This is a genomic window from Sphingosinicella sp. BN140058 (assembly GCF_004135585.1).
Lineage (GTDB): Bacteria > Pseudomonadota > Alphaproteobacteria > Sphingomonadales > Sphingomonadaceae > Allosphingosinicella.
In genome coordinates, this window is record NZ_CP035501.1 from 1920673 (window position 1) to 1946645 (window position 25973).

The 25973-nt window shown below is 66.7% G+C and carries 28 protein-coding genes; 17 read left to right on the top strand and 11 right to left on the bottom strand.

Annotated elements, in window-relative coordinates; genetic code table 11:
• The first annotated feature begins 36 nt into the window (after nucleotides 1–36).
• From ETR14_RS08670 to ETR14_RS08695, 6 genes are all read left to right on the top strand, one after another.
• Nucleotides 37–534, top strand: coding sequence for an Lrp/AsnC ligand binding domain-containing protein (locus tag ETR14_RS08670; RefSeq protein WP_206186001.1), 498 nt, complete (start codon nucleotides 37–39; stop codon nucleotides 532–534).
• A gap of 149 nt (nucleotides 535–683) precedes the next feature.
• Nucleotides 684–1139 carry a MaoC family dehydratase gene (locus ETR14_RS08675; protein ID WP_129384245.1) on the top strand — a complete coding sequence of 152 codons (456 nt, stop codon included), beginning with the start codon at nucleotides 684–686 and terminating at the stop codon, nucleotides 1137–1139.
• Nucleotides 1136–1702 carry a carboxymuconolactone decarboxylase family protein gene (locus ETR14_RS08680; protein ID WP_206186002.1) on the top strand — a complete coding sequence of 189 codons (567 nt, stop codon included), beginning with the start codon at nucleotides 1136–1138 and terminating at the stop codon, nucleotides 1700–1702. Before ETR14_RS08675 ends, ETR14_RS08680 begins: the two co-directional genes overlap by 4 nt.
• On the top strand, nucleotides 1689–2870 hold the full coding sequence (locus ETR14_RS08685) for an acetyl-CoA C-acyltransferase (protein WP_129384246.1): 1182 nt from the start codon (nucleotides 1689–1691) through the stop codon (nucleotides 2868–2870). The genes ETR14_RS08680 and ETR14_RS08685 overlap by 14 nt, the downstream gene beginning before the upstream one ends.
• Entirely contained in the window at nucleotides 2867–3253 is a 387-nt protein-coding gene (locus ETR14_RS08690) for a YkvA family protein (RefSeq protein WP_243455829.1), read from the top strand. Before ETR14_RS08685 ends, ETR14_RS08690 begins: the two co-directional genes overlap by 4 nt.
• A 68-nt stretch (nucleotides 3254–3321) precedes the next feature.
• Nucleotides 3322–3573 carry a hypothetical protein gene (locus tag ETR14_RS08695; protein WP_129384248.1) on the top strand — a complete coding sequence of 84 codons (252 nt, stop codon included), beginning with the start codon at nucleotides 3322–3324 and terminating at the stop codon, nucleotides 3571–3573.
• Nucleotides 3574–3788: 215 nt separating this feature from the next.
• Here the strand turns inward: ETR14_RS08695 and ETR14_RS08700 are convergent, their stop codons facing one another.
• A complete protein-coding gene (locus tag ETR14_RS08700; protein ID WP_129384249.1) occupies nucleotides 3789–4190 on the bottom strand; it encodes a VOC family protein in 402 nt (133 codons plus the stop codon).
• A gap of 73 nt (nucleotides 4191–4263) precedes the next feature.
• Nucleotides 4264–5484 (bottom strand): polyhydroxyalkanoate depolymerase, encoded by a 1221-nt coding sequence (locus ETR14_RS08705; protein ID WP_129384250.1) that lies wholly within the window; start codon nucleotides 5482–5484, stop codon nucleotides 4264–4266.
• A gap of 131 nt (nucleotides 5485–5615) precedes the next feature.
• Between ETR14_RS08705 and ETR14_RS08710 the strand changes: the two genes are divergently transcribed.
• Entirely contained in the window at nucleotides 5616–7385 is a 1770-nt protein-coding gene (locus tag ETR14_RS08710) for an ABC transporter transmembrane domain-containing protein (RefSeq protein ID WP_129384251.1), read from the top strand.
• 357 nt (nucleotides 7386–7742) lie between these two features.
• Here the strand turns inward: ETR14_RS08710 and ETR14_RS08715 are convergent, their stop codons facing one another.
• The 4 genes from ETR14_RS08715 to ETR14_RS08730 all read right to left on the bottom strand — a co-directional run bounded on the left by ETR14_RS08715 (nucleotide 7743) and on the right by ETR14_RS08730 (nucleotide 10305).
• Complete coding sequence (locus tag ETR14_RS08715; RefSeq protein ID WP_371416769.1) at nucleotides 7743–8174, bottom strand: ExbD/TolR family protein; 432 nt, start codon at nucleotides 8172–8174, stop codon at nucleotides 7743–7745.
• Nucleotides 8175–8196: 22 nt separating this feature from the next.
• Nucleotides 8197–8685, bottom strand: coding sequence for a biopolymer transporter ExbD (locus ETR14_RS08720; protein WP_129384252.1), 489 nt, complete (start codon nucleotides 8683–8685; stop codon nucleotides 8197–8199).
• Between the two features lie 89 nt (nucleotides 8686–8774).
• Nucleotides 8775–9575, bottom strand: a complete 801-nt coding sequence (locus tag ETR14_RS08725) for a MotA/TolQ/ExbB proton channel family protein (RefSeq protein WP_129384253.1) — start codon at nucleotides 9573–9575, stop codon at nucleotides 8775–8777.
• Between the two features lie 49 nt (nucleotides 9576–9624).
• On the bottom strand, nucleotides 9625–10305 hold the full coding sequence (locus ETR14_RS08730) for an energy transducer TonB (protein ID WP_129384254.1): 681 nt from the start codon (nucleotides 10303–10305) through the stop codon (nucleotides 9625–9627).
• Nucleotides 10306–10546: 241 nt separating this feature from the next.
• On the opposite strand from ETR14_RS08730, the gene ETR14_RS08735 reads away from it, so the two are divergent.
• The gene (locus tag ETR14_RS08735) at nucleotides 10547–11404 is read left to right on the top strand and encodes a hypothetical protein (protein ID WP_243455830.1); all 858 of its coding nucleotides are present in this window, start codon (nucleotides 10547–10549) and stop codon (nucleotides 11402–11404) included.
• Nucleotides 11405–11429: 25 nt separating this feature from the next.
• Here the strand turns inward: ETR14_RS08735 and ETR14_RS08740 are convergent, their stop codons facing one another.
• Nucleotides 11430–11831, bottom strand: coding sequence for a dihydroneopterin aldolase (locus tag ETR14_RS08740; protein ID WP_129384255.1), 402 nt, complete (start codon nucleotides 11829–11831; stop codon nucleotides 11430–11432).
• A complete protein-coding gene (locus ETR14_RS08745) occupies nucleotides 11828–12589 on the bottom strand; it encodes an SDR family NAD(P)-dependent oxidoreductase (protein ID WP_129384256.1) in 762 nt (253 codons plus the stop codon). Before ETR14_RS08745 ends, ETR14_RS08740 begins: the two co-directional genes overlap by 4 nt.
• Nucleotides 12590–12664: 75 nt before the next feature.
• Between ETR14_RS08745 and ETR14_RS08750 the strand changes: the two genes are divergently transcribed.
• Genes ETR14_RS08750 through ETR14_RS08760 form a run of 3 tightly spaced genes read left to right on the top strand, consistent with a single transcriptional unit; the run spans nucleotide 12665 to nucleotide 15017 of the window.
• A complete protein-coding gene (locus tag ETR14_RS08750) occupies nucleotides 12665–13234 on the top strand; it encodes a DUF1285 domain-containing protein (RefSeq protein WP_129384257.1) in 570 nt (189 codons plus the stop codon).
• A complete protein-coding gene (locus tag ETR14_RS08755) occupies nucleotides 13231–13824 on the top strand; it encodes a CoA pyrophosphatase (protein ID WP_129384258.1) in 594 nt (197 codons plus the stop codon). Before ETR14_RS08750 ends, ETR14_RS08755 begins: the two co-directional genes overlap by 4 nt.
• The gene (locus ETR14_RS08760) at nucleotides 13821–15017 is read left to right on the top strand and encodes a CCA tRNA nucleotidyltransferase (protein WP_129384259.1); all 1197 of its coding nucleotides are present in this window, start codon (nucleotides 13821–13823) and stop codon (nucleotides 15015–15017) included. The genes ETR14_RS08755 and ETR14_RS08760 overlap by 4 nt, the downstream gene beginning before the upstream one ends.
• Here ETR14_RS08760 and ETR14_RS08765 read toward each other — a convergent pair.
• Together ETR14_RS08765 and parC are read right to left on the bottom strand one after the other, a co-directional pair.
• Nucleotides 14993–16747, bottom strand: a complete 1755-nt coding sequence (locus tag ETR14_RS08765; protein WP_129384260.1) for a bifunctional diguanylate cyclase/phosphodiesterase — start codon at nucleotides 16745–16747, stop codon at nucleotides 14993–14995. The two genes, ETR14_RS08760 and ETR14_RS08765, sit on opposite strands and share 25 nt — an antisense overlap.
• Before the next feature lie 117 nt (nucleotides 16748–16864).
• Nucleotides 16865–19114, bottom strand: a complete 2250-nt coding sequence (parC, locus tag ETR14_RS08770) for a DNA topoisomerase IV subunit A (protein WP_129384261.1) — start codon at nucleotides 19112–19114, stop codon at nucleotides 16865–16867.
• Between the two features lie 100 nt (nucleotides 19115–19214).
• Between parC and ETR14_RS08775 the strand changes: the two genes are divergently transcribed.
• Entirely contained in the window at nucleotides 19215–20087 is an 873-nt protein-coding gene (locus ETR14_RS08775) for a DUF4349 domain-containing protein (RefSeq protein ID WP_129384262.1), read from the top strand.
• Here ETR14_RS08775 and gcvA read toward each other — a convergent pair.
• The gene (gcvA, locus tag ETR14_RS08780) at nucleotides 20047–20991 is read right to left on the bottom strand and encodes a transcriptional regulator GcvA (protein ID WP_129384263.1); all 945 of its coding nucleotides are present in this window, start codon (nucleotides 20989–20991) and stop codon (nucleotides 20047–20049) included. The two genes, ETR14_RS08775 and gcvA, sit on opposite strands and share 41 nt — an antisense overlap.
• A 122-nt stretch (nucleotides 20992–21113) precedes the next feature.
• On the opposite strand from gcvA, the gene ETR14_RS08785 reads away from it, so the two are divergent.
• From ETR14_RS08785 to ETR14_RS08800, 5 genes are all read left to right on the top strand, one after another.
• Entirely contained in the window at nucleotides 21114–21311 is a 198-nt protein-coding gene (locus ETR14_RS08785; protein ID WP_129384264.1) for a hypothetical protein, read from the top strand.
• Between the two features lie 38 nt (nucleotides 21312–21349).
• Complete coding sequence (locus tag ETR14_RS29525) at nucleotides 21350–21484, top strand: hypothetical protein (RefSeq protein WP_256370197.1); 135 nt, start codon at nucleotides 21350–21352, stop codon at nucleotides 21482–21484.
• A 258-nt stretch (nucleotides 21485–21742) separates the two neighbouring features.
• Nucleotides 21743–22546, top strand: a complete 804-nt coding sequence (locus ETR14_RS08790; protein ID WP_129384265.1) for a S9 family peptidase — start codon at nucleotides 21743–21745, stop codon at nucleotides 22544–22546.
• Entirely contained in the window at nucleotides 22543–23772 is a 1230-nt protein-coding gene (gene kynU, locus ETR14_RS08795; protein WP_129384266.1) for a kynureninase, read from the top strand. Before ETR14_RS08790 ends, kynU begins: the two co-directional genes overlap by 4 nt.
• Before the next feature lie 87 nt (nucleotides 23773–23859).
• Nucleotides 23860–25884: a S9 family peptidase gene (locus ETR14_RS08800; protein ID WP_129384267.1), complete on the top strand. Its 2025-nt coding sequence runs from the start codon at nucleotides 23860–23862 to the stop codon at nucleotides 25882–25884.
• The last annotated feature ends 89 nt before the right edge of the window (nucleotides 25885–25973 follow it).

Below are 25973 nucleotides of genomic sequence, written 5' to 3' on the forward strand. Positions count from 1 at the left end.
CCCGTAAATCTGACGTAATTTGCCTAGATTGCGCGAATGAACTCGAAGATCCTTCGGCTGAGCGCTCGAAAGACGAATTTCATGCTCTCCGAAAGCGACAAGAAGATCCTGCGCATCCTCCAGCAGGAAGGGCGGATCACCAATCAGGAGCTCGCAGCACGCTGCGGGATGTCGCCTTCGGCCTGCCTCGAGCGGCTTCGGCGGCTCCGCGAACGCGGCTACATCCTCGGTTACGCGGCGCTGCTCAATCCGGAAAAGCTTGGCCAGCCCCTGCTGATCTTCATCGAGGTGACGCTCGATCGAACCACCGGCGACGTCTTCCGGGAGTTTGCCGAAGCGGTGCGCGACCGCCCGGAGATCGTCGAGTGCCACATGGTCGCGGGAGGATTCGATTATCTGCTGAAGCTGCGCATGCCGGACATGACCAGCTATCGTACCTTCCTCACCCACCTCGCCGAGATGCCGGGTGTGCGCGAGACTCGCTCCTATCCGGTGATCGAGGAGGTGAAGAGCGGAGTCGCCCTGCCCCTCTAGAAAAATTGTCCCCGGACCGAGTGCAGCTTGCCGTAACGTCGCCGCCACCAGGGCTGCGAGCTCCGGCCCCGGCCCCCTTGAGTCCGCCCGGTCAGCGGTTCTACCACGCAAGCGTAACGCGGAAAGACGCGGGCAAGGAGGGTGCGGAGATGCCGCTGGCGACGCTCGACGAGGTTCGGACGAAGGTTGGGCAGGATATCGGTGCATCGCCCTGGATCCTGATCGACCAGGCCGCGATCGACGCATTCGCCTCGGTCACCGGCGATCACCAATTCATCCACACAGACCCGGCGGCGGCCGCCGGCACGCCGTTCGGCGGCACGGTCGCCCACGGTTTCCTGACGCTGTCGTTGCTCAGCCAGATGGCGGCGAGCGTCATGCTCGTGCCCGACGGCCTCAAGATGGCCGTGAATTACGGATTCGAGCGGGTGCGTTTCATCGCGCCGGTGCGTTCGGGACGACGGGTGCGCGGGCGCTTCGTGCTGAACAGCGCCGAGGAAAAGCGGCCGGGACAGTGGCAGTTCGTTCACGCGGTCACGGTCGAGATCGAAAACGAAGCGAAGCCGGCGCTCACGGCGGAGTGGATCGGACAGGTTTTCCTGTGAGCAGGATCCAGCCCCTCGAGGCGCCGTGGCCGGGCTGGTTCGCGGATGCGATGGCCAAGGTGATGCCGCCCGGCGTCCCGCCGCTGGCGCTGTTCACCAGCATCGCATCCTCAGAGCGCGCCTGGACCAAGTTCACCGCCGGATCGCTGCTCGACAAGGGGCCGCTTCCGCTGCGGCAGCGCGAAATCGTCATCGATCGAACAACGGCGCGCTGCGGCTGCGACTATGAATGGGGCATCCATGCGGCGTTGTTCGCGCAACGCGCCGCGCTCGACGACGCGCAACTCGCCGGCAGCGCCGCTGCGAAGATCGATCCGCTCTTGTGGAGCGAAGAAGAGATCGTGCTGCTCGACACTGTGGACGCGCTGCTCGATCGCAAGAGGCTGGACGATGGCGAGTTCGGCCGCCTGCGCCGGCACTTCGACGAGCCCCAGATCCTGGAGATCGTACAGCTCGTCGCTTTCTATCACGGCGTCTCGCTGCTCTGCGGTGCGCTCGCGCTTGCGCCCGAACCGGGCACACCCACCTTGCCGTCAAAGGAGTTTGACCATGGCCACTCGTGAAGCCGTCATCGTTTCCACCGCCCGGACCCCGATCGGCAAGGCCTATCGCGGTGCGTTCAATGCCACCCCTTCGCCCACGCTTGCCGCCCACGCGATCCGCGCCGCGGTCGAGCGTGCGAAGATCGATCCGGCCGAGGTCGACGACTGCATCATCGGCGCGGCCATGCAGCAGGGCGTACAGACGACGATCGGCCGTACCGCGGCGCTCCGTGCCGGCCTGCCGGTGACCGTCTCGGGCATGTCGATCGATCGCCAATGCTCGTCGGGGCTGATGTCGATCGCGACCGCGGCCAAGCAGATCATCGTCGACCGGATGGACATCGCCGTCGCTGGCGGCGTGGAATCGATCTCGCTGGTGCAGACGCCGGAAATGCGGGTCGGCTCCGACCCCGAATTGCTGTCGATGCACAACGGCATCTACATGCCGATGATCCAGACGGCCGAGGTGGTCGGCAAGCGCTACACGGTCGATCGCGATCGCCAGGACGAATATGCCCTGCGGTCGCAGCAGCGCACCGCTGCGGCACAGGCAGCGGGCAAGTTCGACGACGAGATCATCCCGGTCACAGCGACGATGAAGGTGACCAACAAGGAAACGGGCGAAACCGCGATGCGGGAAGTCACCCTCGCCAAGGACGAGGGCAACCGCCCGCAGACGACGCTCGAGGATCTGAAGAAGCTGCATCCGGTCGCAGGACCGGAAGGCGCGATCACGGCCGGCAACGCTTCCCAACTGTCGGACGGCGCTTCGGCCTCGGTGCTGATGGAAGCCTCGGTCGCCGCGGCCAGGGGGCTTACTCCGCTGGGCCGCTACGTCGGTATGGCGGTCGCCGGCACCGAACCCGACGAGATGGGCATCGGACCGGTCTTCGCCGTCCCCAAGCTGCTCGAGCGCTTTGGCCTGAGCGTCGACGATATCGGCCTCTGGGAGCTGAACGAAGCGTTCGCGGTACAGGTCCTCTATTGCCAGGACCGGCTCGGCATCCCCGACGACCGCCTGAACGTCAACGGCGGCTCGATCTCGATCGGACACCCGTACGGAATGTCCGGCGCGCGCATGACCGGCCATGCGCTGATCGAGGGCAAGCGCCGCGGCGTGCAATGGGTGGTGGTGACGATGTGCGTCGGCGGCGGGATGGGCGCGGCGGGACTGTTCGAGGTCCTGTGAGCGAGCGGGCGGGCGGGCGCGGCCACGGCCGATCGCTCGCCCGACGGCTCCGCATCGAGATCATTGCGGCATGGCGGACCGTCCGCGATCCGCGTTGCCCCTGGCATGCCCGGATCGTCGGGTTGATCGTGACCGCCTACGCACTCTCCCCGATCGATCTGATCCCCGATTTCATTCCGGTGCTCGGGCTCCTCGACGATGTCCTGCTCGTGCCTGCGGGCCTGTGGCTGTTCGCGAGACTGCTTCCTCCGGGGTTGATGGAGGAGCATCGCGCAGCGCTTGCAGCCGACGCGGAGAAGCCGCGGTCGGCCTGGGGCATCGTGATGGTGTTTGCGCTTTGGGCGGGTGCGGCCTGGCTCGGGTGGCTGTGGCTCGCCGGCTAGTTCTTCTCGGCGATGGGAAACCCGGTGCCGCCTCCTCCGTTATCGGAGCGAAACGAAGGAGGACAGGAATGCCCGTATCGAACACGTCCATCGTCGAGCGGATCGCGCGCGTGATTGCGGGCCGTGTGGTGAGCATCAACGCGGAAGGCGCCGATCCTTCGGCAGGTCCGCGGGTCGACGAGATCTGGCGCGATTATGTCGAGGACGCACTGTCGGTGCTGCGGACGCTGCGCGAGCCCGACCAGATCATGGCCGATGCCGGCAACGTCGAGACATGGGAGCGAATGGTGCTCGCCGCGCTCGAGGCCGAGACTGCCTGAGCCTCGCAAGCAAAAGAGGCCGCCCGGCATACCGGGCGGCCTCTCCATTGTCAGCCGAAGCGGCTGTAATCCTTAGGCGCGAGCCCCCGTGGAGGCCGCGCTCACCAGATCAGCCGCGTTCGGCATGTGACAATGAGACATCAGACCACCTCCTTTCAGTTGTTGAACACTGAGTTGAAGATGGGAGCAGGGAATAGGTTTTCAAGTGGTACCAGTTACTTGGCATCCGCCTGCGCCGGGGTGGCGGGCCATGCGGCGTTCTGGAAGACGAGCCGATAACCATCCGGATCCTCGAACGTGACTCCGTCGCGATCCCAATAGGGATTGAACGAGGCGATCGGCGCGTGACCGGCCATCCTCATCGCGGCCACGGCGGCCTCCCAAGCCCTCCGTTCCGGCAGATACAGGATCAGGAGGTTGTCCTGAGTCGGCGCCCTGCCTGCGGGATAGCCCTGGCAGCGGGAGAATTCGAGGTGCCATGCCGCGCCCGGATGGCCGAGCATGACCCCGTCGAAGCCTTCATGATCCTCGAACCCGCCGAGGATCCGAAGCCCCGCCGCCTGATAGAAAGCGACAATGGCATCGAGCCGGTCGGTCGGGCGCGAGACTCGCAGCACCGGAGCCGCAAGCGGACGATCGGTCCGGTCTTCGCTGCCGGCCTCGCCCTGCCCGTTGCGGGTCTGCGGCGCGTCAGCCGTCGTGGCTTGCGATCCAATCCTCGACCACCGGGGCGATCTTGCCGCGCCACTTGCTGCCGTTGAAGATCCCGTAATGGCCGACGCCCTTGGCGAGATGGTATTTCTTTTCGCGTGCGGGCAGCTTCACGGCAATTTCCAGCGCGGCCTTGGTCTGTCCGATGCCCGAAATGTCGTCGCGCTCGCCTTCGATGGCGAGCAGGCCGATGTCGGTGATCGCGCCGGGATCGACCCGTCGGCCGCGGTGCAACATCTCGCCCTTCGGCAGAAGATGACGCTGGAAGACGACGTCGATCGTCTGCAGATAAAATTCCGCTGTCATGTCGCAGACCGAGCGATATTCCTCGTAAAACCCCTTGGTCGCGTCGGCGCTCTCGCCGTCGCCTTCGACCAGATGCTTGAACAGCTCCCAGTGGCTGGTGAGATGGTTGCCGAGATTCATCGTCATGAAGCCGGCGAGCTGAAGGAAGCCCGGATAGACCTGCCGTCCGTTGCCCGGATAAAGATAGGGCACCGTTGCGATGACGTTGCGCTGAAACCAGGCATAAGGGCGCTGGGTGGCGAGCGTGTTGACCGCCGTCGGCGCCTCGCGGGTATCGATCGGGCCGCCCATCAGGGTGAGGGTGCGAGGGCGGCACGGATGCTTGTCCTCGCTCATCACCGCGGCCGCGGCATAGCAGGGCACCGACGGCTGGCAGACCGCGAGCATGTGCGCGCCGGGGCCGATATGCTCGAGGAATTCGATGATGTAATCGACGTAGTCGTCGAGATCGAAGCGGCCCTCCTCCGCCGGCACGAGCTTCGCATCGCGCCAGTCGGTGATGTAGACGTCGTGGCGGGGCAGCATCCGTTCGACGGTGCCGCGAAGCAAGGTCGCGTAATGGCCGGACATCGGCGCCACGATCAGGAGCCTCGGCCCGCCCTCGACGCCTTCGCGGACGAACCGCTTCAACTGGCCGAACGGCTTGCGGAAGACGACCTCCTCGTGAACGGCAACCGTCTTGCCGTCAACGACCGTGCTTTCGAAGCCGAAGGCGGGCTTGCCGCGCGGCGCCGAAGCATGGGCGAAGACGTCGAGCGCGGAGGCTACGATCGGACCCATGTGGCTGTAGGCGAAAGGATTGGCAGGGTTCTGCATCCAGCCGGCGCCGATATTGGCGAGCGTGCTGGCTCCGGCGAGCAGCGACCGCTGCATTTCATAGGCGTCGTAGAGCATTTCGTCTCCAAGATGGGCCGCCCCGAAGGGGGCGTCAATCGCTAACAATTATCCTAGGTAAACCAACGGTATGGCGGAAGGCTCCAGCGCCCCGGTTGAGCGGCGGCCTGCGCACTGCTACGCGCCGCTGCATGGCAGACGATAGCGCTCCGGCTCCCCGCAAGCTCTCCAACCTGGTGGTGGTCTGGCGCTTCACCAGCCGCTACAAGGGGCAGGTTGCCGGCGCGCTTGCCGCCTTGCTCGTCGCAGCGGCGGCGACGCTTGCCATCCCCAATGCCTTTCGCCTGATCATCGACCGCGGCTTCAACAGCATCGGCGGCGACATCAGCCGCTGGTTTCAATATCTCCTCGGCGTCGTGGTGGTGATGGCCATCGCCACCGCCTTCCGCTTCTACTTCGTCTCGTGGCTCGGCGAACGCGTGGTCGCCGATGTCCGCGCGGCCGTGCAGCGCAACCTGCTGCGCCTCGCCCCGAGCTTCTTCGAAGAGAACCGCCCCTCCGAGATCGCATCGCGGCTCACGGCCGATACCACCATTATAGAACAAGTTGTGGGCACCACCATTTCCGTGGCGCTGCGCAACGTCGTGATGGGGATCGGCGGAATCGCCTATCTGTTCGCCCTCGCCCCCAAGCTCGCGGCGATGCTGATCTTCGGCATCCCGGTAGTGATCCTGCCGATCGTCTTCCTCGGCCGCCGGGTCCGCAAGGTCTCGCGCGAAAGCCAGGATCGTGTGGCCGAGGTCAGTGCGATGGCGGTGGAAGTGCTCGGCGCGATGAAGATCGTCCAGGCCTTCGGCCAGGAATCGCGCGAAGCCTCGCGGTTCCAGACCATCGTCGACAGCGTCTTCGACACCGCGCGGCGGCGGATCCGTTTGCGGGCGATGATGACGGCGATGGTGATCGGCCTGATCTTCAGCGCGATCACCCTGGTGATGTGGCAGGGCGCACTCGACGTGCAGGCGGGGCGGATCTCCGGCGGCACGATCGCCGCCTTCGTGCTGACGGGCGGCCTCGTCGCGGGCGCCTTCGGCGCGCTGACCGAAGTCTATGGCGACCTGCTTCGCGGCGCAGGCGCCGCCGGGCGGCTGGCGGAGCTGCTCAGCGAGCAGCCGGCGATCGCGCCGCCGGCACAGCCGCGCAGCCTCCCCGAACCGGCGCGCGGCGAGCTTGCCTTTCGCAACGTGCATTTCCGCTATCCGACACGGACGGACGTCAGTGCGCTCAGCGACTTTTCGCTGAGCGTCAGACAGGGGGAAACGGTTGCGATCGTGGGCCCATCCGGCGCCGGCAAATCGACCCTGTTTCAGCTTGCCCAGCGTTTCTACGATCCGGAAAGCGGTGCAGTGCTGCTCGACGGCGTGCCGCTCCCCGAGCTCGACCCTGCCGAGATCCGCGCCCGCATGGCGCTGGTGCCGCAGGAGACGGTGATCTTCGCCGCGTCGGCACGCGACAATCTCCGCTACGGGCATTGGCAGGCGAGCGACGACGCCCTCTGGGCAGCCGCCGAGGCGGCCAATGCCGCGAGCTTCCTGCGCGCGTTGCCGGACGGCCTCGACACGTACATGGGGGAAGGCGGAGCACGGCTTTCCGGGGGTCAGCGCCAGCGGATTGCGATCGCCCGCGCGATCCTGCGCGACGCGCCGCTGCTGCTGCTCGACGAGGCGACCTCCGCCCTCGACGCGGAAAGCGAGCGCCTCGTGCAGTCCTCGCTGGAGCGGCTGATGACCGACCGCACCACGATGGTGATCGCCCACCGCCTCGCAACGGTACGCGCCGCTGATCGGATCATCGTGATGGACGGTGGCCGCATCGTCGAAGAAGGCAATCACGACAGCCTGCTCGCCGCCGGCGGACTGTACGCGCGTCTTGCCCGGCTGCAGTTCGAAGGCCTCGCCGCCTGAGGCTTTGGATGGTCGCGGCGGCGTAGCGCCTCGTTCAAAGCTGAGCGGCTCCTTCCAGCCACGCACAGTCGGATAATCTTGATCGCTCCAGCAGCACGTCCTGCTCACCATGGGCCGTAGGTTCGGGCGCGTGCCGGCAGCGGGCTCGCGCACGTCCATCAACGTCGCGCTGCATCCGGCAGCGTGGCGGCCGGTTCGAAACCGGTCCTGGGGGATAAAGCGGGCGGCGCGTGACGAGAACGCACGAGGGGAGCCACTTGCGTCCAAGTCCGCCTCCGCCGCACATCTGGTCCGCACGCAACGAAAAAGGGCGGCCCTTGCGGGACCGCCCTTTCCGTTTCGCCGATCGGCTGTCGCTCAGAAGGCCTGGTAATAAGCCTCGTTGCCGACAAAGCCCATCTTCTCGACGCTCGCCTGCTTGGTGACGGCCAGAACCTCGTCGACCAGCTCGTAGCGGGCCTGCGGATCCGGCTGCAGGTGCAGCTCGGGGATCGGGTTCATGGTCTGCGAGATGTCGAGATACTGGCGCAGACGCACCTGATCGACCGTTTCGCCGTTCCACAGGATCGCGCCCTGCGGCGTGATCACGATCTTGTTCTTCACCGGATCAACCGGCGGCGGAGTGTTGTTCGGCTGATCGACCGGAAGGTCCAGCTTCACCGCGTGCGTCTGGATCGGAATGGTGATGATGAACATGATCAGGAGCACCAGCATCACGTCGATAAGCGGCGTGGTGTTGATATCCATCATTGGTTCGTCGGATTCACCGCCGCCAACTGCCATTGCCATTGTCGTTACTCCTGATCTCTACTTACAGCCGCGTCACCACGCCGCCCGGGGGCGGCTCGGAGATGAAGCCGACGCGGGCGAAGCCGGCGCGCTGCATCGTGAACACGGCGCCGCCGATGCACTTGTACGGCGTGTTGATGTCGCCGCGAATGTGTGCCTCGGGCATGTTCTCTTCGGTGATGGCTTCCGGACCGCCGGCCTTCTTGACCTCGTCCTCGAGCTTCTTGGCAGCCTTTTCGAGCAGTTCCTCGGCGCCGACCTTCTGCAGGCCCCAATAGACCTCGCAGGTGTCGCCCGGACCACCGCGCACCGACAACGAGACGTTCTCGGGCTTGGTGGTGGTCGCCTCGTAGCGCACCTTGGGCAGCGCCACCGGCACGGTCTGGATGACGACCGGAACCGTAATCAGGAAGATGATCAGAAGCACCAGCATGACGTCGACGAGCGGCGTCGTGTTGATGTCGGACATCGGGGTGTCTTCACCGCCTTCGCCGCCGACACTCATGGCCATTGCTAAATTCCTACTCTCTCTCAACGCCTGCAGCGAAATCGAAGGTGTCGGCGGAGCGAACAACCAGGCCCGCTCCGCCGAAGCGATCCTTAGACTTTCTTGAGGCCCGGGGTGGTGGTGCCCGTCGCGCTGCCCGTGGCGGTCGAGCCCGCCTTGGTCGCGCCGGCAGCAGCCGTCGCGGCGGCCGGACGGGTGGTGACGCTCGGACGAACCGCGCCGCCCGACATCATGTAGCCATGGAGATCGTTGGCGAAGCGGGCGAGTTCCTCGATGATCGCCTTGTTGCGGCGCTGCAGCCAGTTGTAGGCGAGCACGGCCGGAACGGCGACGACGAGACCGATGGCGGTCATGATGAGCGCTTCACCGACCGGACCGGCAACGGCGTCGATCGAGGCCTGACCGGCGGCGCCGATCTTCACCAGCGCGCGGTAGATGCCGACCACGGTGCCGAACAGACCGACGAACGGCGCGGTCGAACCGACGGTGGCGAGCAGCGCCAGGCCGGTGCTGAGGCGCGAAGCGATCGCACCCTGGCTGCGGCTGAGCGAGTTGAGCATCCAATCGTGCTGATCGATCGGATCGGTCAGCTTGTCATGCTGTTCCAGCGCCAGGATGCCGTCGTCGACGATCTGGCGATAGGCGCTGTTCTTCTCGAGCTTGCTGGCGCCTTCGCGAAGGTTGGCCGACTGCCAGAAGGACGTGCGCGCGCGCTTGCCCTGGTTGATGATCTTCTGCTGCTCGAACAGCTTAACGAAGAGCACGTACCAGGAAGAGGCCGACATGATCACGAGAATGAAGAAGGTGGCGTAGGCGATCGCGCCACCCTGCTGAAGCGCGGCCAGGAGGCCATACGGGTTGTCGCCGCCATGGGCTGCTGCTGGTTGGGCCATGATTGAAGCTTTCCTCTCGATTGGAACTGATTGGCGTGTGTAGGTCGGGTTACTGCAAGCGCCAGGTAATCGGCGGACTGGTAACCGTGTCGGTCGTCGGCTGGCCGTTCTGGTCCTTGGCCGGCGTGAAGCGGCCGCGGCTCCTGATGATACGGCAGGTGGCCGCATCGAGAGACGAGGAACCGCTGGACTGGGTGACCTCGCACGAGGTGACCCGGCCGTTCGCGCCGATGCCCATGCGTACCCTGACGGTGCCTTCTTCTTCTGCACGGATCGCCGCAGCCGGATAATCGGTGTCGGTGATGAGGCCGGCGAGGCTGCCCTTCGACTTCGCAGTCTCGACCACGCGCGGTGCCGCGGGCGGCGGCGGCGGCGGCGCCGGAGGCGCCGGCGGGGCCGGAGTCGCGACCGGGGTGATCACCTGCACGGGCGGAGGAACGTTCTGCGACACCACCGGCGGCGGCGGGCTAGGCAGGCGCACCAGCGGCGGCGGGCTGACGACCGGCGGCGGCGGCGTTTCGACCGGCACGTCGGGCGGCGGGGGCGGCGGCTCCTCTTCGGGGGGCGGCGGCTCCTCGACGTTGAAAGTCTTAAGGTCCTGCGCCACTTTCTTGGCGACCTTGAAGGCCAGTCCCGTGACGAAGGCGTAGCCGAGCAGAGCATGGAGCAGGGCAACGATCACGATCGCCCCGATGCGCCCCGAGCTCATCTTGTTGTCAGCATATGCCATTAACCAGCCACACTCCCTCTCTCAAAACGGTTCGGGGGGTTATTCGTTAACAACGCGTAACGCCCCTCATCGGGTCCATTGATGTTTCAACATATCATCCGATATCGGGCTGTCTCTATCGTGTCCCAAACGCCTACGCAATCCTCCTGTGCTGCAGCGCCAAAATCCGGAAAAATGGCTGAAATCCGGCGTTCATGTGGCTAAAGCTAAGGGGAATAGGGCATCAGCTTGCGGAGCGGCAATGAAGAATCTTCACCACAAATACATTGTCGGCGCCGCCGGCGCATTGCTTCTCGGCCTTACGACGACAGCCGATTCGCAGGTGCCGCAGCCGCAGATTTCCGCCGCTCCCACCTATGCCGACCTCGCGGATCTGGCGCTTACCGCACCCGTCGCGGCACATGTCCGACTGCGTGATTCGACCCTGCTGAAGGCGAAGGAGGCGGTCGGCCTGCAACCCAATTTGGCACGATATTATGTCGAAGCCGAGATTATTTCGCTGATCCGCAGCCCGGAAGGGCTGCCAGCGCGGATCCGGTACGTCGTGGACCTGCCACGGGATCCCAAAGGCAAGGCACCAAAGCTCCGCAAGGGCACGGAATTCATCCTGTTCGCGCTCCCGGTGGCCGGTCGTCCGGGCGAGATCCGGTTGGCCGGCCCGGACGCGCAAATTCCCTACACGCAGGCGCGTGCGGATCAGGTGCGTGCGATCCTCAAGGAAGCGAACCAGTCCGGCGCGGCGCCCCGGATCACGGGAATCGGCCGTGCCTTCCACGTTCCCGGTGCGATTCCCGGCGAGAGCGAAACCCAGTTCTTCCTGCTCACCGCACAGAACGAGCCGGTTTCGATCACCGTCCTTCGCCGTCCCGGCGAGTTGCCGCAATATGCGGTGGCGCTGAGCGAGATCGTCGACGATGCCGCGGGACCGCCGACGCGCGACACCTTGCTGTGGTATCGCCTGGCCTGCACCCTGCCGCGGACCCTTCCCGCGCAGAGCATGGCGGAAGCCGATGCGGCGGGCGTCGCCGCGATCCAGGACGATTATCGCTACGTGCTGGCGCAGCTGGGCCAGTGCACGCGGTCCAAGCCGCGGCGCTGAGCCGCGCTCGGCCCAGCCGCACCGCTCAGAAGGAGGCGAGCTCGACGCCGACGCCGGCGCAATCCGGATAGATGTCGGGCTTGCGGGTCGAAACCCTGAGGGCGGTGACGCCGCGCCGGGCGGCAACCAAATCGTAGACCGCGCGGGCCAGCGTCTCCTGCAGGTTGAAACGCCGGGCGCCCACCAGCACGCCGATCTCGCTGCGCAGGCAATCATAATCCCACGCATCCTCGACGGCGTCGCTGAGCGGGAAGGCCGCCTCGTCGACCCACACCTCGACGGTGATGGAGAGCCGCTGCGGCGTCCCGATCTCGAAATCGTGGAAGCCGATGTCGGCCGGAACGATATAGTCTTCGAGCACGATCTTGCGCGTCTTCGGCGCCAGCCGCTCGGGAACGAGGCCTTCGAGCCTCGGCCGGTCGTTCATTCTTTCGTCTCCAGGAATTGCACGTCGCGGGCGAGGCCGAGAAAGCGCTGGCCGCCGTCAAGGGTGATCGTCTGACCGGTGAGCGTCGGCGTGTCGATGATGAAGCGCAGGGCCGCGACGATTTCCTCGACATGGACGCCACGCCGAAGCGCGTTGAGCGCGTGGACGGTCTCGAAATTCTCACGGCTCTGCGGCCCCGACACCAACGTCACCGACGGCGCGATCCCGCACACCCGGATGCCCCGCGCGGCCCAGGCGCGCGCGCTGAGTTCGGTGAGGGACGCCAGCCCCCCCTTCGAGACCGTGTAGCTGAAGAAATCCGGGTTGGGCGCTTCCAGCTTCGCGTCGAGCAGGTTGACGATGACCCCGCCGCCGTCCGTGCGTGCGGCGAAGGCCTGGGAGAGCAAGGCGGGTGCGCGCAGATTGACGTCGAAATGCCGATCCCATTGTTCGACGGTGAAATCGTCGGCGCCATCGAACGCGAACAGCGACGCGTTGTTGACCAGCAACCGCACCGGCGGCAGCGCCGCCGCCGCCGCGAAGATCGCCTCCGCGGCGCCGGGGTCCGAGAGCTCGGCCTGGACGAGCGCGGCGTTGCCGATCTCGCCGGCCAGCGTCTCCGCTTCGGCGCGGGAGCGGTTGCAGTGGATGAGCACATGCCATCCGTCTTCGGCAAGCGCGCGAACGAGAGCGGCGCCGATCCGCCTGGCGCCGCCGGTCACGATCGCGGTCCGTGGTCCCTGAAACTCGCGCGTCATGGCGGCAGCGTTAGGCGCGGTGCCATCGAGCGGCAAGGCTTGCCGGTCCGGCGCCGCTTCGCCTAACGCGGCGCCATGCCGATGCCGCCCTCCCTGCCCGACCTCACGGGACTGTCGCTGGCCGACATTGCTCGACTGGCCGAGGAAAAGAAGCTGCCGCCGGTCGAGCGGTGGAACCCTGCGCATTGCGGCGACAGCGAGATGCGCATCGCACGTGACGGCCGCTGGTATCACCAGGGAAGTCCGATCGGCCGGCAAGCCCTTGTCCGGCTGTTCTCGACCATCCTGCGGCGGGAGCCGGACGGCAGCTTCGTGCTCGTCACGCCCGCCGAGAAGCTCGCCATCGCCGTGGAGGAGGCGCCGTTCGTCGCCGTCGAGCTGAAGAGCGAGGGCGAAGGCGACGGCCGCAGGCTCGGCTTTCGGCTCAACACCGGCGACCTCGTCGTCGCGGGCCCCGAGCATCGCCTCCGCTTCGAGGCCGGCACAGACGGGCCGCGCCCCTATCTGGAGGTGCGGCACGGCCTCGATGCGTTGATCGGCCGGGCGGTTTATTACGAGCTGGTCGAGCTGGCGCTCGGCGATTCGGCCGATCCCCTCGGCCTGTGGAGCGAAGGCGCATTCTTTCCGCTGGAGCCGGCCGCATGACCTTGGCCGACCGCCTGCGCGATGCGTTCGAAAAAGGCCGCGCGCGGACTCCGATCCTGCTCGAGAGCGACGTTCTGGAAGACAGCGATCTGCCGATCGTGCCCGCCGCGGTGCTGGTCGCGATCGTCGACCGGGCGGAGCCCGGCGTGATCCTCACCGAGCGGCCAAAGACGATGCGCAAGCATCCTGGCCAGATCAGCTTTCCGGGCGGCCGGGTGGAAGCATCGGACGAGAGCCTGATCGCGGCCGCGTTGCGCGAAGCCGAGGAGGAGATCGGCTTGGCGCCGGCCGATGTCGACGTGATCGGCACGGCGGATCTGTACCGGACGATCACCGGCTTCGAAGTGACGCCGGTGATCGGCGTGGTGCCGCCGGGGCTTGCCCTGACGCCGCACCCCGGCGAAGTGGCAGGCATGTTCGAAGCTCCTCTCCACTTCCTGCTCGATCCCGAGCGCCAGATCGTCCGCACGGTCGAGTTTCAGGGGCGCGAGCGATCCTATTACGAGATCATCTGGGAAGGCCGGCGGATCTGGGGCGCGACCGCGGCGATGATCGTCAACCTCGGCCGCCGGCTGGAGCTTGCGGCATGAAGCTTCCCGCGGAAGCGCCCAGCGCCGGGATGCGCCGACTGCTCGACGCGCTTGGATCGAAGCAGGGCCAGACCCGCTATGTCGGCGGCTGGGTCCGCGATACGTTACTCGGCCTTCCGGTCAGCGATATCGATCTCGCCACCCGCCATCGCCCCGAAGAGGTGATCGCCCTGCTCCGCACCGCCGGCATCAAGGCCGTGCCGACGGGTCTCGCCCACGGGACGATCACCGCCGTCGTCGAGAGCCGCCCGGTCGAGGTCACCACGCTTCGGCGTGACGTTGCCACCGACGGCCGGCGCGCGACGATCGCCTATACGGACGATTGGGCGGAGGATGCCGCCCGGCGCGATTTCACGATCAACGCGCTGTCGGCCGATCCTGAGAGCGGCGAGGTCCACGATTATTTCGGCGGCAAGGCGGATCTCGAAGCCGGCGTGGTCCGGTTCATCGGCGATCCGTTGACCCGGATCGCGGAGGATCATCTGCGCATTCTGCGCTTCTTCCGTTTCCATGCGCGCTTCGGCCGGGGCCCGGCCGACGCCGCCGCATTGGACGCTTGCACGATGCGCGCCAACGACCTGATGGCGCTTTCGCGCGAGCGGATCGCGGACGAGATCACCAAGCTGCTGGCGCTCGCCGCCCCATCGGGCGCGATACGTCTGATGATCGAGCGCGGCATCCTTCGGCCGGTGCTCCCCGAAATCACCGACGTGGCGCCGCTCGAGCGCCTGATCGCGCGTGAAGCGGAGGCCGGCATCCCCGGCGACCCGCTGCGGAGGTTCGCAGCGCTACTACCCGCGGATGCCGACGTCGCCGGCGCGGTCGGCACGCGCCTGCGGCTCTCGAACAAGGCGGTAAAACGCCTCGTCTGTGCCGCATCGCGCACTGCCGATCCCGAATCGGTGCCGGCGGTGCTCGCCTATCGGATCGGGCGCGAGGAGGCGATCGACCGCCTGCTGCTGAGCGACGCCGAGCCTGCGGCGGCCGCCGGACTCCTCGACTGGGACCGGCCGCAATTGCGGATCAGCGGCGGGACATTGATCCGGATGGGATTGCAGGCCGGACCGATCGTCGCCGCAACCATGGAAGATCTGAAGCGGCGCTGGTCGGCGGCCGGCTTTCCGGGCGATCCACACGAGCAGACCCGTCTCGCCGAAGCGGCGGTCGCTCAGGCGCTGCGCGAAACCCAGTAATCGAGTGCTGCGTCGGGCGCCAACGGCCGCGCAAAATAGAAACCCTGGCCATAGGTGCAGCCAAGCCTGGTGAGCGCCTTGGCCAGCTCCGGCGAGTCGATCCCCTCGGCAGTGGTGTCCATGCCGAGCGCATCGGCAAGCGACAGGATGGCGCGCACGATCGCGATCGAATCGCCGTCGCCGAGCATCGCGGAAACGAAGCTGCGATCGATCTTGAGCACGTCGATCGGCAGGCGCTGCAGGTAAGCGAGCGACGTATAGCCGGTGCCGAAATCGTCCATCGCGACTCGCGCCTTGAGGCCCTTCAGATCCTCGAGCACCTTCGTTGCACGCCACGGATCCTGAATGATCGCGCTCTCGGTCAATTCGAGGGTCAGGCGCTCTCCGCCGATGCCGTAGGCAGCGAGCGCCGCCGACACGCAGGAAGCAACATCGTCGCGGGCGACCTGGATGGGCGACAGGTTGACGCTGACCGACAGCGGCAGGGTGCGGCCCATTTTCCGGTCCCAGGCCGCGAGCGTTTCGACCGCCGCTTCCAGCGCCCAGCGGCCGAGCGGTACGATCAGGCCGGATTCCTCGGCCACCGGGATGAACTCGACCGGCGAAATCGCGCCGCGGCGACCGCTGTTCCAGCGTGCGAGCGCCTCGAAGCCGGAGACGGCCCCGCTCTCGAGATCGATCAACGGCTGGAAGGCGAGCTCGAGCTCGCGGCCCTCGATCGCGCGGCGCAATTCCGTCTCTATGCTGAAGCGGCGCCGGGCGGCACGCGCCTGATTGGGCTCGTAGAAGCGGACGGCGCCGGTCGCCTTCGCCCGCTTCAGCGCAAACTGCGCATTGCGCAGCACTTCCTCGGCAAGCTCCTCCGAGCCGCCGAGCAAGGCGCAGCCGATCGCGCAATCGACGCGAATCTCGAGCTCCGACAGCTTGAAGGGTGCAGACAATGCGGTGCGGATGCGCTCGGCCGCCTGGGTGGCGTCTTCGAGCCCCTTGTCCAGTTTCAGCAGCAGGCCGAACTCGTCGCCGCCGGTGCGGGCGAGGAAATCACCGCCGCGAAGCGACGAGAACAGGCGCCGCGCAAAGGCGATCAACAATTCGTCGCCGGCGATCGACCCGACGCACTCGTTGACCCGGCTGAACCGGGTCATGTCGACCACCAGCACCGCATGATTGCCGGGCAGGAAGCCCGGATCGTCGAGGACCTTTTCAACCCGCTCGTTGAAGGCGAGACGGTTGGGCAGGCCGGTGAGGCTGTCGCGGAGCATCTCGGCGCGCAGGCTGCGTTCGGTCTCCACCTGGGCGGTGCGATCGATCATCGACACAAGGCAGCGTGTGCCGAGTTGCGGGAACAAGGTCAGCCGCGCGAGCCGGACGAGGAAATGACGGGCGCCGACGACGCGGCCGTCGCTGCGTTCGAACTGGCGGGATTCCTCCGTCCCCTTGAGGAACAGAGCGATCGTATCGGCAAGGCCGCTGCCTTCGACGATCTCGGCCTCCGCGGCGGGCCGGCTGAGCGCCACCGGGTTCCAGCCGACCAGATCGGTGAACGGCTCGTTCGCGAAATCCACCCAAAGGCGGTCCAGATCGTCGAGCCGGAAGATCGCCGCCGCGATCGGCAACGCATTGAGATATTCCTGGCGTGCGGCGGCACGAAGAGTCGCGTCGCCATCCGCCGGAAGCGCCGCGACGACGCTGGCTTTCTGACTCTGCGCAGTTGCAGCAGCGGCTCTCATGTCCGCGGCGATAGCCGGGGAGAATTAACAGCCGGTTGACTAACCTTGGGACAGCCTACGATTGGTCCATGTTGATCATCCGGTTCGGACCGATCGCCGAACTACGCTCCCTCCCCGTCACGACTGGAACTTGTTGTCCCGGGGGAAGCCCACCGGTGGCATGCGGCCGCCGGCGCCGCGGGCCGTTCGCCACGGCGACAGATCGGTCTCCGTGCGGATGCGGCCGGTGCTCCCGCCCATGCCCCAGCTGAGCCCGTCGGCGAAGCGGAAGGTCTTGGCGTCGGACAAGCCGCCGTCACGATAGCGCTGCAGCTGCACGCCCTGGCCACGGCCCATTTCGGGCAGTTCGCCGATCGGGAAGACGATCATCTTCCGGTTCTCGCCGACCACCGCGACATAATCGTCTTCGGTGCCGACCGGCTGGACGATGACCAGTTTCGCGCCGGTGCGGACGTTGACGATCTGCTTGCCCTTGCGGGTCTCGGCGATCGCACCGGCAGCCGAGGTCAGGAAGCCGCGGCCATCGGAGGTCGCCAGCATCAGTTTCTCGCCGGACGCGGCCGGCCGCAGGGCGGCGATGTCGCCCTCCCCTTCGATGTCGATCATCAGCCGCACCGGTTCACCGAAGCCGCGGCCGCCCGGCAGCTTGTCGGCCCCCAGCGTGTAGAAACGGCCGGTGGTGGAGGCGAGCAGGATCTTGTCCGTGGTCTGGGCGTGGAAGAAGAAGCGCGGTCCGTCGCCTTCCTTGAACTTCATCGCTTCCGGGTTCGAAAGGTCTACGTGCCCCTTCATCGCCCGGATCCAGCCACGCTGGGACATGATCACGGTGATCGGCTCGCGCTCGATCATCGCCTCCAGCGGGATCTCGCGTGCCGGCGCGGCTTCCTCGATGAGCGTGCGGCGGCGGCCGAGCTCCGTCTCCGGGCCGTAGCGGGCACGGAGCGCCGCCAGATCCTTCTGGAGGCGCTTGCGCTGCAAGGCCGGCGAGCCGACCAGCTTGAGCAGCTGATCGCGCTCCTTCTCCAGCGTTTCGCGCTCGCCGCGGATCTGCATCTCCTCGAGCTTGCGAAGCGAGCGCAGGCGCATGTTGAGGATCGCTTCGGCCTGGCGGTCGGTGAGCGCGAACTCGGCCATCATCACCGCCTTGGGATCGTCCTCCTCGCGGATGATCTGGATGACTCGATCGAGGTTGAGATAGGCGGCGAGATAGCCGACCAGCAGTTCGACCCGATCCTCGATCTTGGCGATGCGGTGCTGCGAACGGCGGACCAGCACTTCGAACTGGTGGGCGAGCCACGAGGAGATCACTTCCTTGAGCCCCATCACCCGCGGCGTGTGATGGGCATCGAGGACGTTCATGTTGAGCGGGATCTTCACCTCGAGATCGGTGAGGCGGAACAGGCTCTCCATCAGCATCTGCGGATCGACGGTGCGGCTGCGCGGCTCGATGACGATCCGGATCTGCTCGTCGGATTCGTCGCGGACGTCGGCGAGGATCGGCAGCTTCTTGTCGGAAATGAGCGTCGCAATCTGTTCGATCAGCTTCGATTTCGGGACCTGGAACGGGATCTCGCTGATCACCGCCGTCCAGGTGCCGCGGCCCTGATCCTCGGTCGCCCAGCGGGCGCGGACGCGGAAGCTGCCGCGGCCGGTGCGATAGGCAAGGGCGATCGCCTCCGCACTGTCGACGATCACGCCGCCGGTCGGGAAATCGGGACCGGACACGAAGTCCATCAGCGCAGAGGGCTCGGCCTGCGGATTGTCGATCAGGTGGACCGCGGCATCGACGATCTCGGCCAGATTGTGTGGCGGGATCGAGGTCGCCATGCCGACCGCGATGCCACTGGCGCCGTTGGCGAGCAGGTTCGGAAACAGGCCGGGAAAGACCTCCGGCTCCTCTTCCTCGCCATTGTAGGTCGGGCGGAAATCGACCGTGCCCTCGTCCAGACCCGCCATGAGGTCGTTGGCGGCTTGGGTGAGCCGCGCCTCGGTGTAGCGCATCGCCGCCGCATTATCGCCGTCGACGTTGCCGAAATTGCCCTGCCCGTCGACCAGGGGATAACGAAGCGAGAAGGTCTGGGCGAGGCGGACCATCGCGTCGTAGACCGACTGATCGCCATGCGGGTGATATTTGCCGATCACGTCGCCGACGACGCGGGCGCATTTCTTGTAGCCGGCCGCCGGATCGAGCCGCAGCAGGCGCATCGCCCAGAGCAGCCGCCGGTGCACCGGCTTCAGCCCGTCGCGAACGTCCGGCAGCGAGCGCGCGGTGATCGTCGACAGCGCGTAGACCAGATATCGCTGCGAGAGAGCCTTGTCGAACGGGGTGTCTTCGATCGGATCGATATCGTTGAGCGTGTCGGACATGAGCGGGAGATAGCAAGGGCGCCGGGTCGATGCGAGCCGCTATTGCCGATTGTCTACTTGGCAAGTAGAGTAACGTAGATGCTGATTGAGGGGACGACGCATGCGCAAGGCTTTCCCTGTGTTCGTGGCTGTTCTGTTGGCCGGGTGCGGCGGCGGTGAGACCGCCGGATCGGGCAGCAACCATGAAACCGCGTCGGGCGCGCTCGAGGACGCAGCCGGAACACCGACGCCGCCCGGTGTGAGCCCGACGGCCGCGCCCGGTGTGGCGTTCAACTATCGCTATGCCTTTCGCCTTCCGGGCCTGCGGATCAGCGCGGTGCAGGAACAGCATGCCGCCGCATGCGAGAAGCTGGGGGTGAGCCGCTGCCGCATTACCGGCATGCATTACGAACAGAATGGCGAGGACGACATCGAGGCGCAGCTCGCCTTCAAGCTCGATCCGGCGCTGGCACGCGCGTTTGGGCGGGAGGGCATCGGCGCGGTGACCCGGGCCGGCGGCGAATTGCGCAGCGCCGACATCACCGGCACCGATGTCGGTGCCGAAATCGCCGCCGGCAACCAGTCCGGTGCGCAGATCGGCGACGAGCTCAGCCGGATCGAGCAGCAACTGGCGCGTCCCGGCCTCAGTGCGTCGGAGCGTGCCGAGCTTCAGCGCCAGGCGCAGGAACTGCGCGCCTCTGCGCGAACCAACCAGGTCCAGCAAAGCGACCGGCGCGCCCAGCTCGCCTCGACGCCGATGGTGTTCGTTTATCAGGCCGGCGACACTGGCGGGCCGATCGCCAGCGCCGCGCGCGATTCGCTGAAGATGCTCTCGCACAGCATCGCAACCCTGCTGGTGATCATCGTCACCTTGCTTCCCTGGGCGATTTTCCTCCTGTTGCTGTGGCTGGTCTGGCGGTGGGCGAATCGCCGCTTCCTTGGCGGCGGGTCGATCATTGCGGCTCCGGCGGCGGCCACCCCTCCGGAGGCGTGAACTCTTCCGGCGCGCTCTGGGCGGCTTCCTCGGCAACGGCGCGCTCCAGCCAGGCGCGAAAGGCACGTATCTTCGGCCGCGCCCTCTTGTGCTCGGGATAGACGAGCCAGAGCGACCCCTGCTCGAAGGCAAGCGTATCGAACAGCCTCACGAGGCGGCCGGACGCGAGCTCCGGGCGCCACAGCAGTGGGGTCAGCAGCGCGACGCCGTGCCCGGCCATTGCGGCGTTGCCTTCCGCAACCTGGGTATCGAGCCGAATGCCGCCCGAATGATCGCCATCGCGCGTGTCGACACCGGCCACCTCGAACCATTGCCGCCAGAGAGCATCCTGCGGGCTGAGACGCGGCACCCGGAGCAGGTCGGAAGGCTGCTCGATGTCGTTCCGCCCCTTGAACTCAGGCGTACAGAGCGGCGTTCCGGCGAGCCGCATGAGGAAGTGCTGGCACAGGCCCGGCCAGGGTCCGGTACCGATCCGGATCGCCACGTCCGCTTCGTCGCGCGCGAAATCCACCATCGTGTGGGAGGTGTGCAGGCGCACCGCGAGTTCGGGCCGTTCAATCTGGAAGGTGCCGAGCCGCGGCGCGAGCCAGTTGGCGGCAAAGGTCTGTGCGGTGCTGATCGTCAGCACGCCATCGTCTTCCTGGGTGATCCCTTCGAACGCTTCCGAGATACCGTCGAAGGCGGCTGAGACGAGCGGCGCCACCTTTCGGCCAGGCTCGCTGAGCGTCACCCGCCGTTTCGACCGAATGAAGAGCGGGAGGCCGAGCCGCTCCTCGAGCAGGCGGATCTGATAGCTGACCGCGGCCTGGGTCATGCCGAGCTCGGCAGCGGCCTGGGTGAAATTCTCGTGCCGCGCGGCGGCTTCGAAGACTCGAACGGCGGCGAGCGGAGGCAGGTGGCGCATGCCAAGATGATAAGCCGTACTTATCATAAAGGTCCAGTCTTTCGTTGGCGGAACGACCGCCGAATCGTCATTCTACTGCTGCAGCCGGCGAGACCGGACCTCGGATGATGAGGAGAATGACGATGCGTGATCGCTATGAAGCCGAGATGTGGATTGCCCATCATGATCAATTTTCCGAATGGTTTGAAGGTGTTCTGATCGCTACCGGGCGAGGGCTGCGCAACCGGCTGCCGGTGCTTGGGGGAACGGCTCCGCAGCTGCTCGCAGCCGGAGTCGCGGCCAGCCTGACGATGCTGACCTTCACCGCCGCGGGGGCCTGACCGGCCATCGCCCGCCCCGAAGACGAAGGAGAAAGTCGATGACCAACCCCGCAACGCCGAACGGCCTCTTTGCCGCGTTTCGCCGCACCATCGAAGCGCTCGACCTCGGCTTCTGCAAGCTGAACCGGATCCAATGGCAGGCGCCCTGGCGCCGTCAGTGCGGCGGCTGCTGAACTTTCGAATGCAGAAGGCGGCGGGCATTGGTCCCCGCCGGCCGCCTTCGGCACCGGTCGCCCGCCGCCGCACCTGCCTCTCGGCGGCGGCGGGCCCGGATACCGACGAGACTGGCGCCGCTTCGACGGCTCGGCCATGAAGACGGCATGGCATTCCCTTCGAAAGCGCTTGCCGCTGCTCTCTCGCTCACGCTAGCCGCTTGTGCGGTGAACGACACGACACCTCCAGCACATCGCGACTCGGCGCCCGGCGCATTGATGAGGTGGCCGGATCTGTTCGCCCGCACGCGGCCGACGCCCTCCGCATCGATCCGCTATGGCGACGATCAATTGCAGGTCGTCGACCTGTGGCTCCCGACCGGCCCGGGTCCGCATCCGGTGGCGCTGATGGTCCATGGCGGTTGCTGGCAGAGCGAGATTGCCGACCGCCGCATCATGAACTGGATCGCCGACGATCTGCGCCGCCGCGGCATTGCCGTCTGGAACATCGATTATCGCGGCGTCGACCGCGCCGGCGGCGGCTATCCCGGCACCTTCCTGGACGCCGCCGCCGCCGCCGATTCGCTCCGCGTGCACGCCGCGCGCTACAATCTGGATCTCGCCAGAGTCGTCGCGGTCGGACATTCCGCCGGCGGCCATCTCGCCTTGTGGCTGGCCGGCCGCGGCAGGCTGCCGGCGTCGAGCCCGCTACGCGCCGCCGACCCGCTGCCGATCGCAGGCGTGGTCAGCCTCGGCGGCCTCCCCGATCTCGAGGAAGCGGCGCGCGCGCCGGGCAGCGGCTGCGGCACCGAGGTGATCGCACAACTGACGGGCGGGCGTTTCGAAGACACGTCGGTTCCGCGCCTGGCGCCGCTCGGCGTGCCGCAGGTGCTGATCAACGGCGCGCAGGACCGGATCATTCCGGCCGCTTATGCCGAGGGCTATGCCGCGCCGATGCGCAAGGCCGGGGACAACGTGCGGGTGCACATGGTCGAGCGGACCGGCCACGTCGAGCTGATCGTTCCGGAAAGCGACGCCTGGAAGGTCGCGGCAAGCGAGATCGGGCAGGCGCTCGGCCGATGACCTTGGACCTCGCCACGGCGCGGGCGCGCGACGCGGCCGACCCGCTGCGGAGCTATCGGGAGCGGTTCGCGCTGCCCGACGGCATCCTCTACCTCGACGGCAATTCGCTCGGCGTGCTGCCGCTCGCCACCATCGCCCGCCAGCAGGAGGTGGTGGCACGGCAATGGGGAAACAGCCTGATCCGCAGCTGGAACGACCATGGCTGGATCGACGCCCCGCAGCGTATCGGCGCCAAGATCGCCCGACTGATCGGCGCCGGGCCGCACGAGGTAATCGTCGCCGACAGCGTCTCGGTGAACCTGTTCAAGCTGATCGTCGCCGCCGCCGCGCTTGCGCCGGAGCGAACGCTGCTGCTGTCCGAATCCGGCAATTTCCACACCGATCTCCATATCGCGTCGGGAGCCGCCGAATGCGTGCCGGGCCTGCGGCTGGAGGTGGTCGCACGGGACCAGCTCGACTCCCGGATCGGCGACGACCTCAATCTGCTGCTGCTTACCCATGTCCACTTCAAGGCCGGTTACCGCTTCGACATGGCGGAGGTCACCGCCCGCGCCCGCGATGCCGGTGCGCGGACCTTGTGGGATCTCTCGCACAGCGTCGGTGCGGTCCCCCTCCACCTCAACCACGACGGAGCGGAGCTCGCCGTCGGCTGCGGCTACAAATATCTGAACGGCGGCCCGGGCGCCCCGGCCTTCCTCTACGTCGCCGAGCATCTTCAGGAGAGGCTCGTCTCCCCCTTACGGGGCTGGATGGGCCATGCGGCGCCGTTCGCCTTCACTGACGATTACGTCCCGGCCCCGGGAGTTGCGCGGTTCCTGGCCGGTACACCTTCGATCCTGGCGCTGTCGGCGCTGGAGAGCGGCGTCGATGCCTTTGACGGAATCGAGATTGACGCTCTGTGGGCGAAATCGATCGCTTTGTTCGATCTGTTCGCCGCGCGCATGGCGGAACGCTGTCCGGAGCTGTCCTGCATCTCGCCCGCGGAGCCGGAGCGCCGGGGCAGCCACATCTCCTTCCGCCATCCCAACGCTTTCGAGATCTGCCAGGCGCTGATCGCCGAGGGCGTGGTCGGCGATTTCCGTGCACCCGATGTGATCCGCTTCGGCCTGACCCCGCTCTATCTCGGCTTCGAGGACGTCTGGCAGGCGATCGAGCGGCTGCGCGCGATCCTGGAGAGCGGCCGCTGGCGCGAGGCGCGCTTCGCCGTCCGGGGCAAGGTCACCTGACCCCTTGTGTGTTACTCGAATAAGACACATCATGCCCTGAAGGCCGGGTGAGTCGCGGTTCGCGCGCCCGCCAACGGGAGGAATGCGATGCACAAGGTGATCCTGCTTGCGGCCGATTTGACCACGACCGCCGTTGCGGCGACGGCCGCGACTGCCCAGACCGACGTGCCGCTGATCGCGCGCGAGAAGATCTTCGGGAATCCAAGCCGCGTGAACGGGCGCCTGTCGCCGGACGGCAAGTGGCTGAGCTGGATCGCGCCGCGCGACGGCGTGCTCAACATCCACGTCGCGCCGGCGGCGGACGCGGGCGCCGCGAAGCCGCTCACCAACGAACGGCAACGGCCGATCCGCCAATATTTCTGGTCACCCGACAGCCGGCAGATCCTGTTCATCAACGACAAGGGCGGCGACGAGAATTTCCTGCTCTACGGTCTCGACGTCGCCAGCGGTGCCCAGCGGACGCTGACTCCGTTCGAGAAGACCAGGGTGCAGGTTCTCGGCACGTCGAACGCGGTCAAGGACCGGATCCTCGTCGGCATCAACAATCGCGATCCGCGCTGGCACGACGTCTACAGCCTCGATCTCGCCACCGCCAAGCTGACGCCGGTGCTGATCAACAAGGGGGGGTATTCGAGCTTCCTCGCCGACGAGCAGCTTCGCATCCGGGCGGCGACCAAGGCCCGGCAGGACGGCGGAAGCGAATTCTACCGCGTGACGAACAACGTCGTCGAAGCGACGCCGTTCGAGCAGGTCACCCTGGAAGACAGCCAGACGACGGCTCCGGCCGGCTTCACCAAGGACGGCAAGACGCTCTACTGGCTGGACAGCCGCGGCCGCGACACCGCCGCCCTGATCGCCCAGAATGTCGCGAGCGGCAGGAAGAGCGTCATTGCCGAGAACGCCAAGGCCGACATCAGCAGCGCGCTCAGCAATCCCGCGACCGGCAGAGTGGAAGCCTATGCGGTCAACTACCTCAAGACCGAATGGACTCCGCTCGACCCGAAGATCAAGCGCGATCTCGATTTCCTGAAGAGCCGCCTCAAGGGCGAGTTCGCGGTCACTTCGCGCACCGACGCGGACGATCGCTGGATCGTCGCCGACGATCCGGTGGTCGCCCCGTCCACCGCCTATCTCTACGACCGCAAGGCGCAGTCGCTGACCAAGCTCTACACCACACGGCCCGAGCTCGAAGGGGCGCCGCTCGCCGCAATGTATCCGCGGGAGATCAAGACCCGCGACGGTATGACCATGGTCTCCTACCTGACGCTGCCTCCGGGCTCTGACGCGGACGGAGACGGGCGGCCCGAAAAGCCGGTGCCGCTGGTTCTGCTGGTGCATGGCGGACCCTGGGGCCGCGACGCCTATGGCTATAACGGCACCCATCAATGGCTCGCCAATCGCGGCTATGCGGTGCTCTCCCCGAACTTCCGGGCCTCGACCGGGTTCGGCAAGAAGTTCATCTCCGCCGGCGACCTGCAATGGGGCACCAAGATGCACGACGACCTGATCGACGCGGTCGACTGGGCGATCGCCGGCGGCGTCACCAGCGCCGACAAGGTCGCGATCATGGGCGGTTCCTACGGCGGCTATGCGACCCTTGCAGGGCTCGCCTTCACACCGGACAAGTTCGCCTGCGGTGTCGACATCGTCGGCCCGTCCAACCTCCAGACATTGCTGCAGACCATCCCGCCTTACTGGACGGCGCTTCGCACCCAATTCTACAAACGGATGGGAGATCCGACCACGGCCGAGGGGCTTGCCCTGCTCAAGGAACGCTCGCCGCTCTACAAGGCCGACCAGATCAGGAAGCCGCTGCTGATCGGCCAGGGGGCCAACGATCCGCGGGTCAACGTCAAGGAATCCGAACAGATCGTCGAGGCGATGAAGGCCAAGAACATCCCGGTCACCTATGTCGTCTTTCCCGACGAGGGTCACGGCTTCGCGCGTCCGGTCAACAACATCGCGTTCAACGCCGTTGCCGAAAACTTCCTGGCCAACTGCCTCGGCGGCCGGGCGGAGCCGATCGGCGACACGCTCAAGGCCTCGACCGCGCAGGTCCAGCACGGCGCCGAATTCGCCCCCGGTCTCGCCGAGGCGATCGGCAGCCGATGACCGGATCGGTCCCGTCCGGCAGGGTGCCGGACGGGCCGCTGCCGGCGAATTGCACCGCTCCCGCCCATCCGCTATAGGGCTCGCCTCCG

What these genes read in the sequence shown, in the direction of transcription:
- ETR14_RS08710 (WP_129384251.1), top strand. Translation starts at nt 5,616, where the DNA reads ATGGCAGACGATAGCGCTCCGGCTCCCCGCAAGCTCTCCAACCTGGTG.
- ETR14_RS08670 (WP_206186001.1), top strand. Translation starts at nt 37, where the DNA reads ATGAACTCGAAGATCCTTCGGCTGAGCGCTCGAAAGACGAATTTCATG.
- ETR14_RS08715 (WP_371416769.1), bottom strand. Translation starts at nt 8,174, where the DNA reads ATGGCAATGGCAGTTGGCGGCGGTGAATCCGACGAACCAATGATGGAT.
- ETR14_RS08760 (WP_129384259.1), top strand. Translation starts at nt 13,821, where the DNA reads ATGAAGCTTCCCGCGGAAGCGCCCAGCGCCGGGATGCGCCGACTGCTC.
- ETR14_RS08785 (WP_129384264.1), top strand. Translation starts at nt 21,114, where the DNA reads ATGCGTGATCGCTATGAAGCCGAGATGTGGATTGCCCATCATGATCAA.
- ETR14_RS08725 (WP_129384253.1), bottom strand. Translation starts at nt 9,575, where the DNA reads ATGGCCCAACCAGCAGCAGCCCATGGCGGCGACAACCCGTATGGCCTC.
- gcvA (WP_129384263.1), bottom strand. Translation starts at nt 20,991, where the DNA reads ATGCGCCACCTGCCTCCGCTCGCCGCCGTTCGAGTCTTCGAAGCCGCC.
- ETR14_RS08775 (WP_129384262.1), top strand. Translation starts at nt 19,215, where the DNA reads ATGCGCAAGGCTTTCCCTGTGTTCGTGGCTGTTCTGTTGGCCGGGTGC.
- ETR14_RS08730 (WP_129384254.1), bottom strand. Translation starts at nt 10,305, where the DNA reads ATGGCATATGCTGACAACAAGATGAGCTCGGGGCGCATCGGGGCGATC.
- ETR14_RS08695 (WP_129384248.1), top strand. Translation starts at nt 3,322, where the DNA reads ATGCCCGTATCGAACACGTCCATCGTCGAGCGGATCGCGCGCGTGATT.
- ETR14_RS29525 (WP_256370197.1), top strand. Translation starts at nt 21,350, where the DNA reads ATGACCAACCCCGCAACGCCGAACGGCCTCTTTGCCGCGTTTCGCCGC.
- ETR14_RS08765 (WP_129384260.1), bottom strand. Translation starts at nt 16,747, where the DNA reads ATGAGAGCCGCTGCTGCAACTGCGCAGAGTCAGAAAGCCAGCGTCGTC.
- parC (WP_129384261.1), bottom strand. Translation starts at nt 19,114, where the DNA reads ATGTCCGACACGCTCAACGATATCGATCCGATCGAAGACACCCCGTTC.
- ETR14_RS08720 (WP_129384252.1), bottom strand. Translation starts at nt 8,685, where the DNA reads ATGGCCATGAGTGTCGGCGGCGAAGGCGGTGAAGACACCCCGATGTCC.
- ETR14_RS08750 (WP_129384257.1), top strand. Translation starts at nt 12,665, where the DNA reads ATGCCGATGCCGCCCTCCCTGCCCGACCTCACGGGACTGTCGCTGGCC.
- ETR14_RS08800 (WP_129384267.1), top strand. Translation starts at nt 23,860, where the DNA reads ATGCACAAGGTGATCCTGCTTGCGGCCGATTTGACCACGACCGCCGTT.
- ETR14_RS08705 (WP_129384250.1), bottom strand. Translation starts at nt 5,484, where the DNA reads ATGCTCTACGACGCCTATGAAATGCAGCGGTCGCTGCTCGCCGGAGCC.
- ETR14_RS08745 (WP_129384256.1), bottom strand. Translation starts at nt 12,589, where the DNA reads ATGACGCGCGAGTTTCAGGGACCACGGACCGCGATCGTGACCGGCGGC.
- ETR14_RS08755 (WP_129384258.1), top strand. Translation starts at nt 13,231, where the DNA reads ATGACCTTGGCCGACCGCCTGCGCGATGCGTTCGAAAAAGGCCGCGCG.
- ETR14_RS08740 (WP_129384255.1), bottom strand. Translation starts at nt 11,831, where the DNA reads ATGAACGACCGGCCGAGGCTCGAAGGCCTCGTTCCCGAGCGGCTGGCG.
- ETR14_RS08790 (WP_129384265.1), top strand. Translation starts at nt 21,743, where the DNA reads ATGAGGTGGCCGGATCTGTTCGCCCGCACGCGGCCGACGCCCTCCGCA.
- kynU (WP_129384266.1), top strand. Translation starts at nt 22,543, where the DNA reads ATGACCTTGGACCTCGCCACGGCGCGGGCGCGCGACGCGGCCGACCCG.
- ETR14_RS08675 (WP_129384245.1), top strand. Translation starts at nt 684, where the DNA reads ATGCCGCTGGCGACGCTCGACGAGGTTCGGACGAAGGTTGGGCAGGAT.
- ETR14_RS08735 (WP_243455830.1), top strand. Translation starts at nt 10,547, where the DNA reads ATGAAGAATCTTCACCACAAATACATTGTCGGCGCCGCCGGCGCATTG.
- ETR14_RS08685 (WP_129384246.1), top strand. Translation starts at nt 1,689, where the DNA reads ATGGCCACTCGTGAAGCCGTCATCGTTTCCACCGCCCGGACCCCGATC.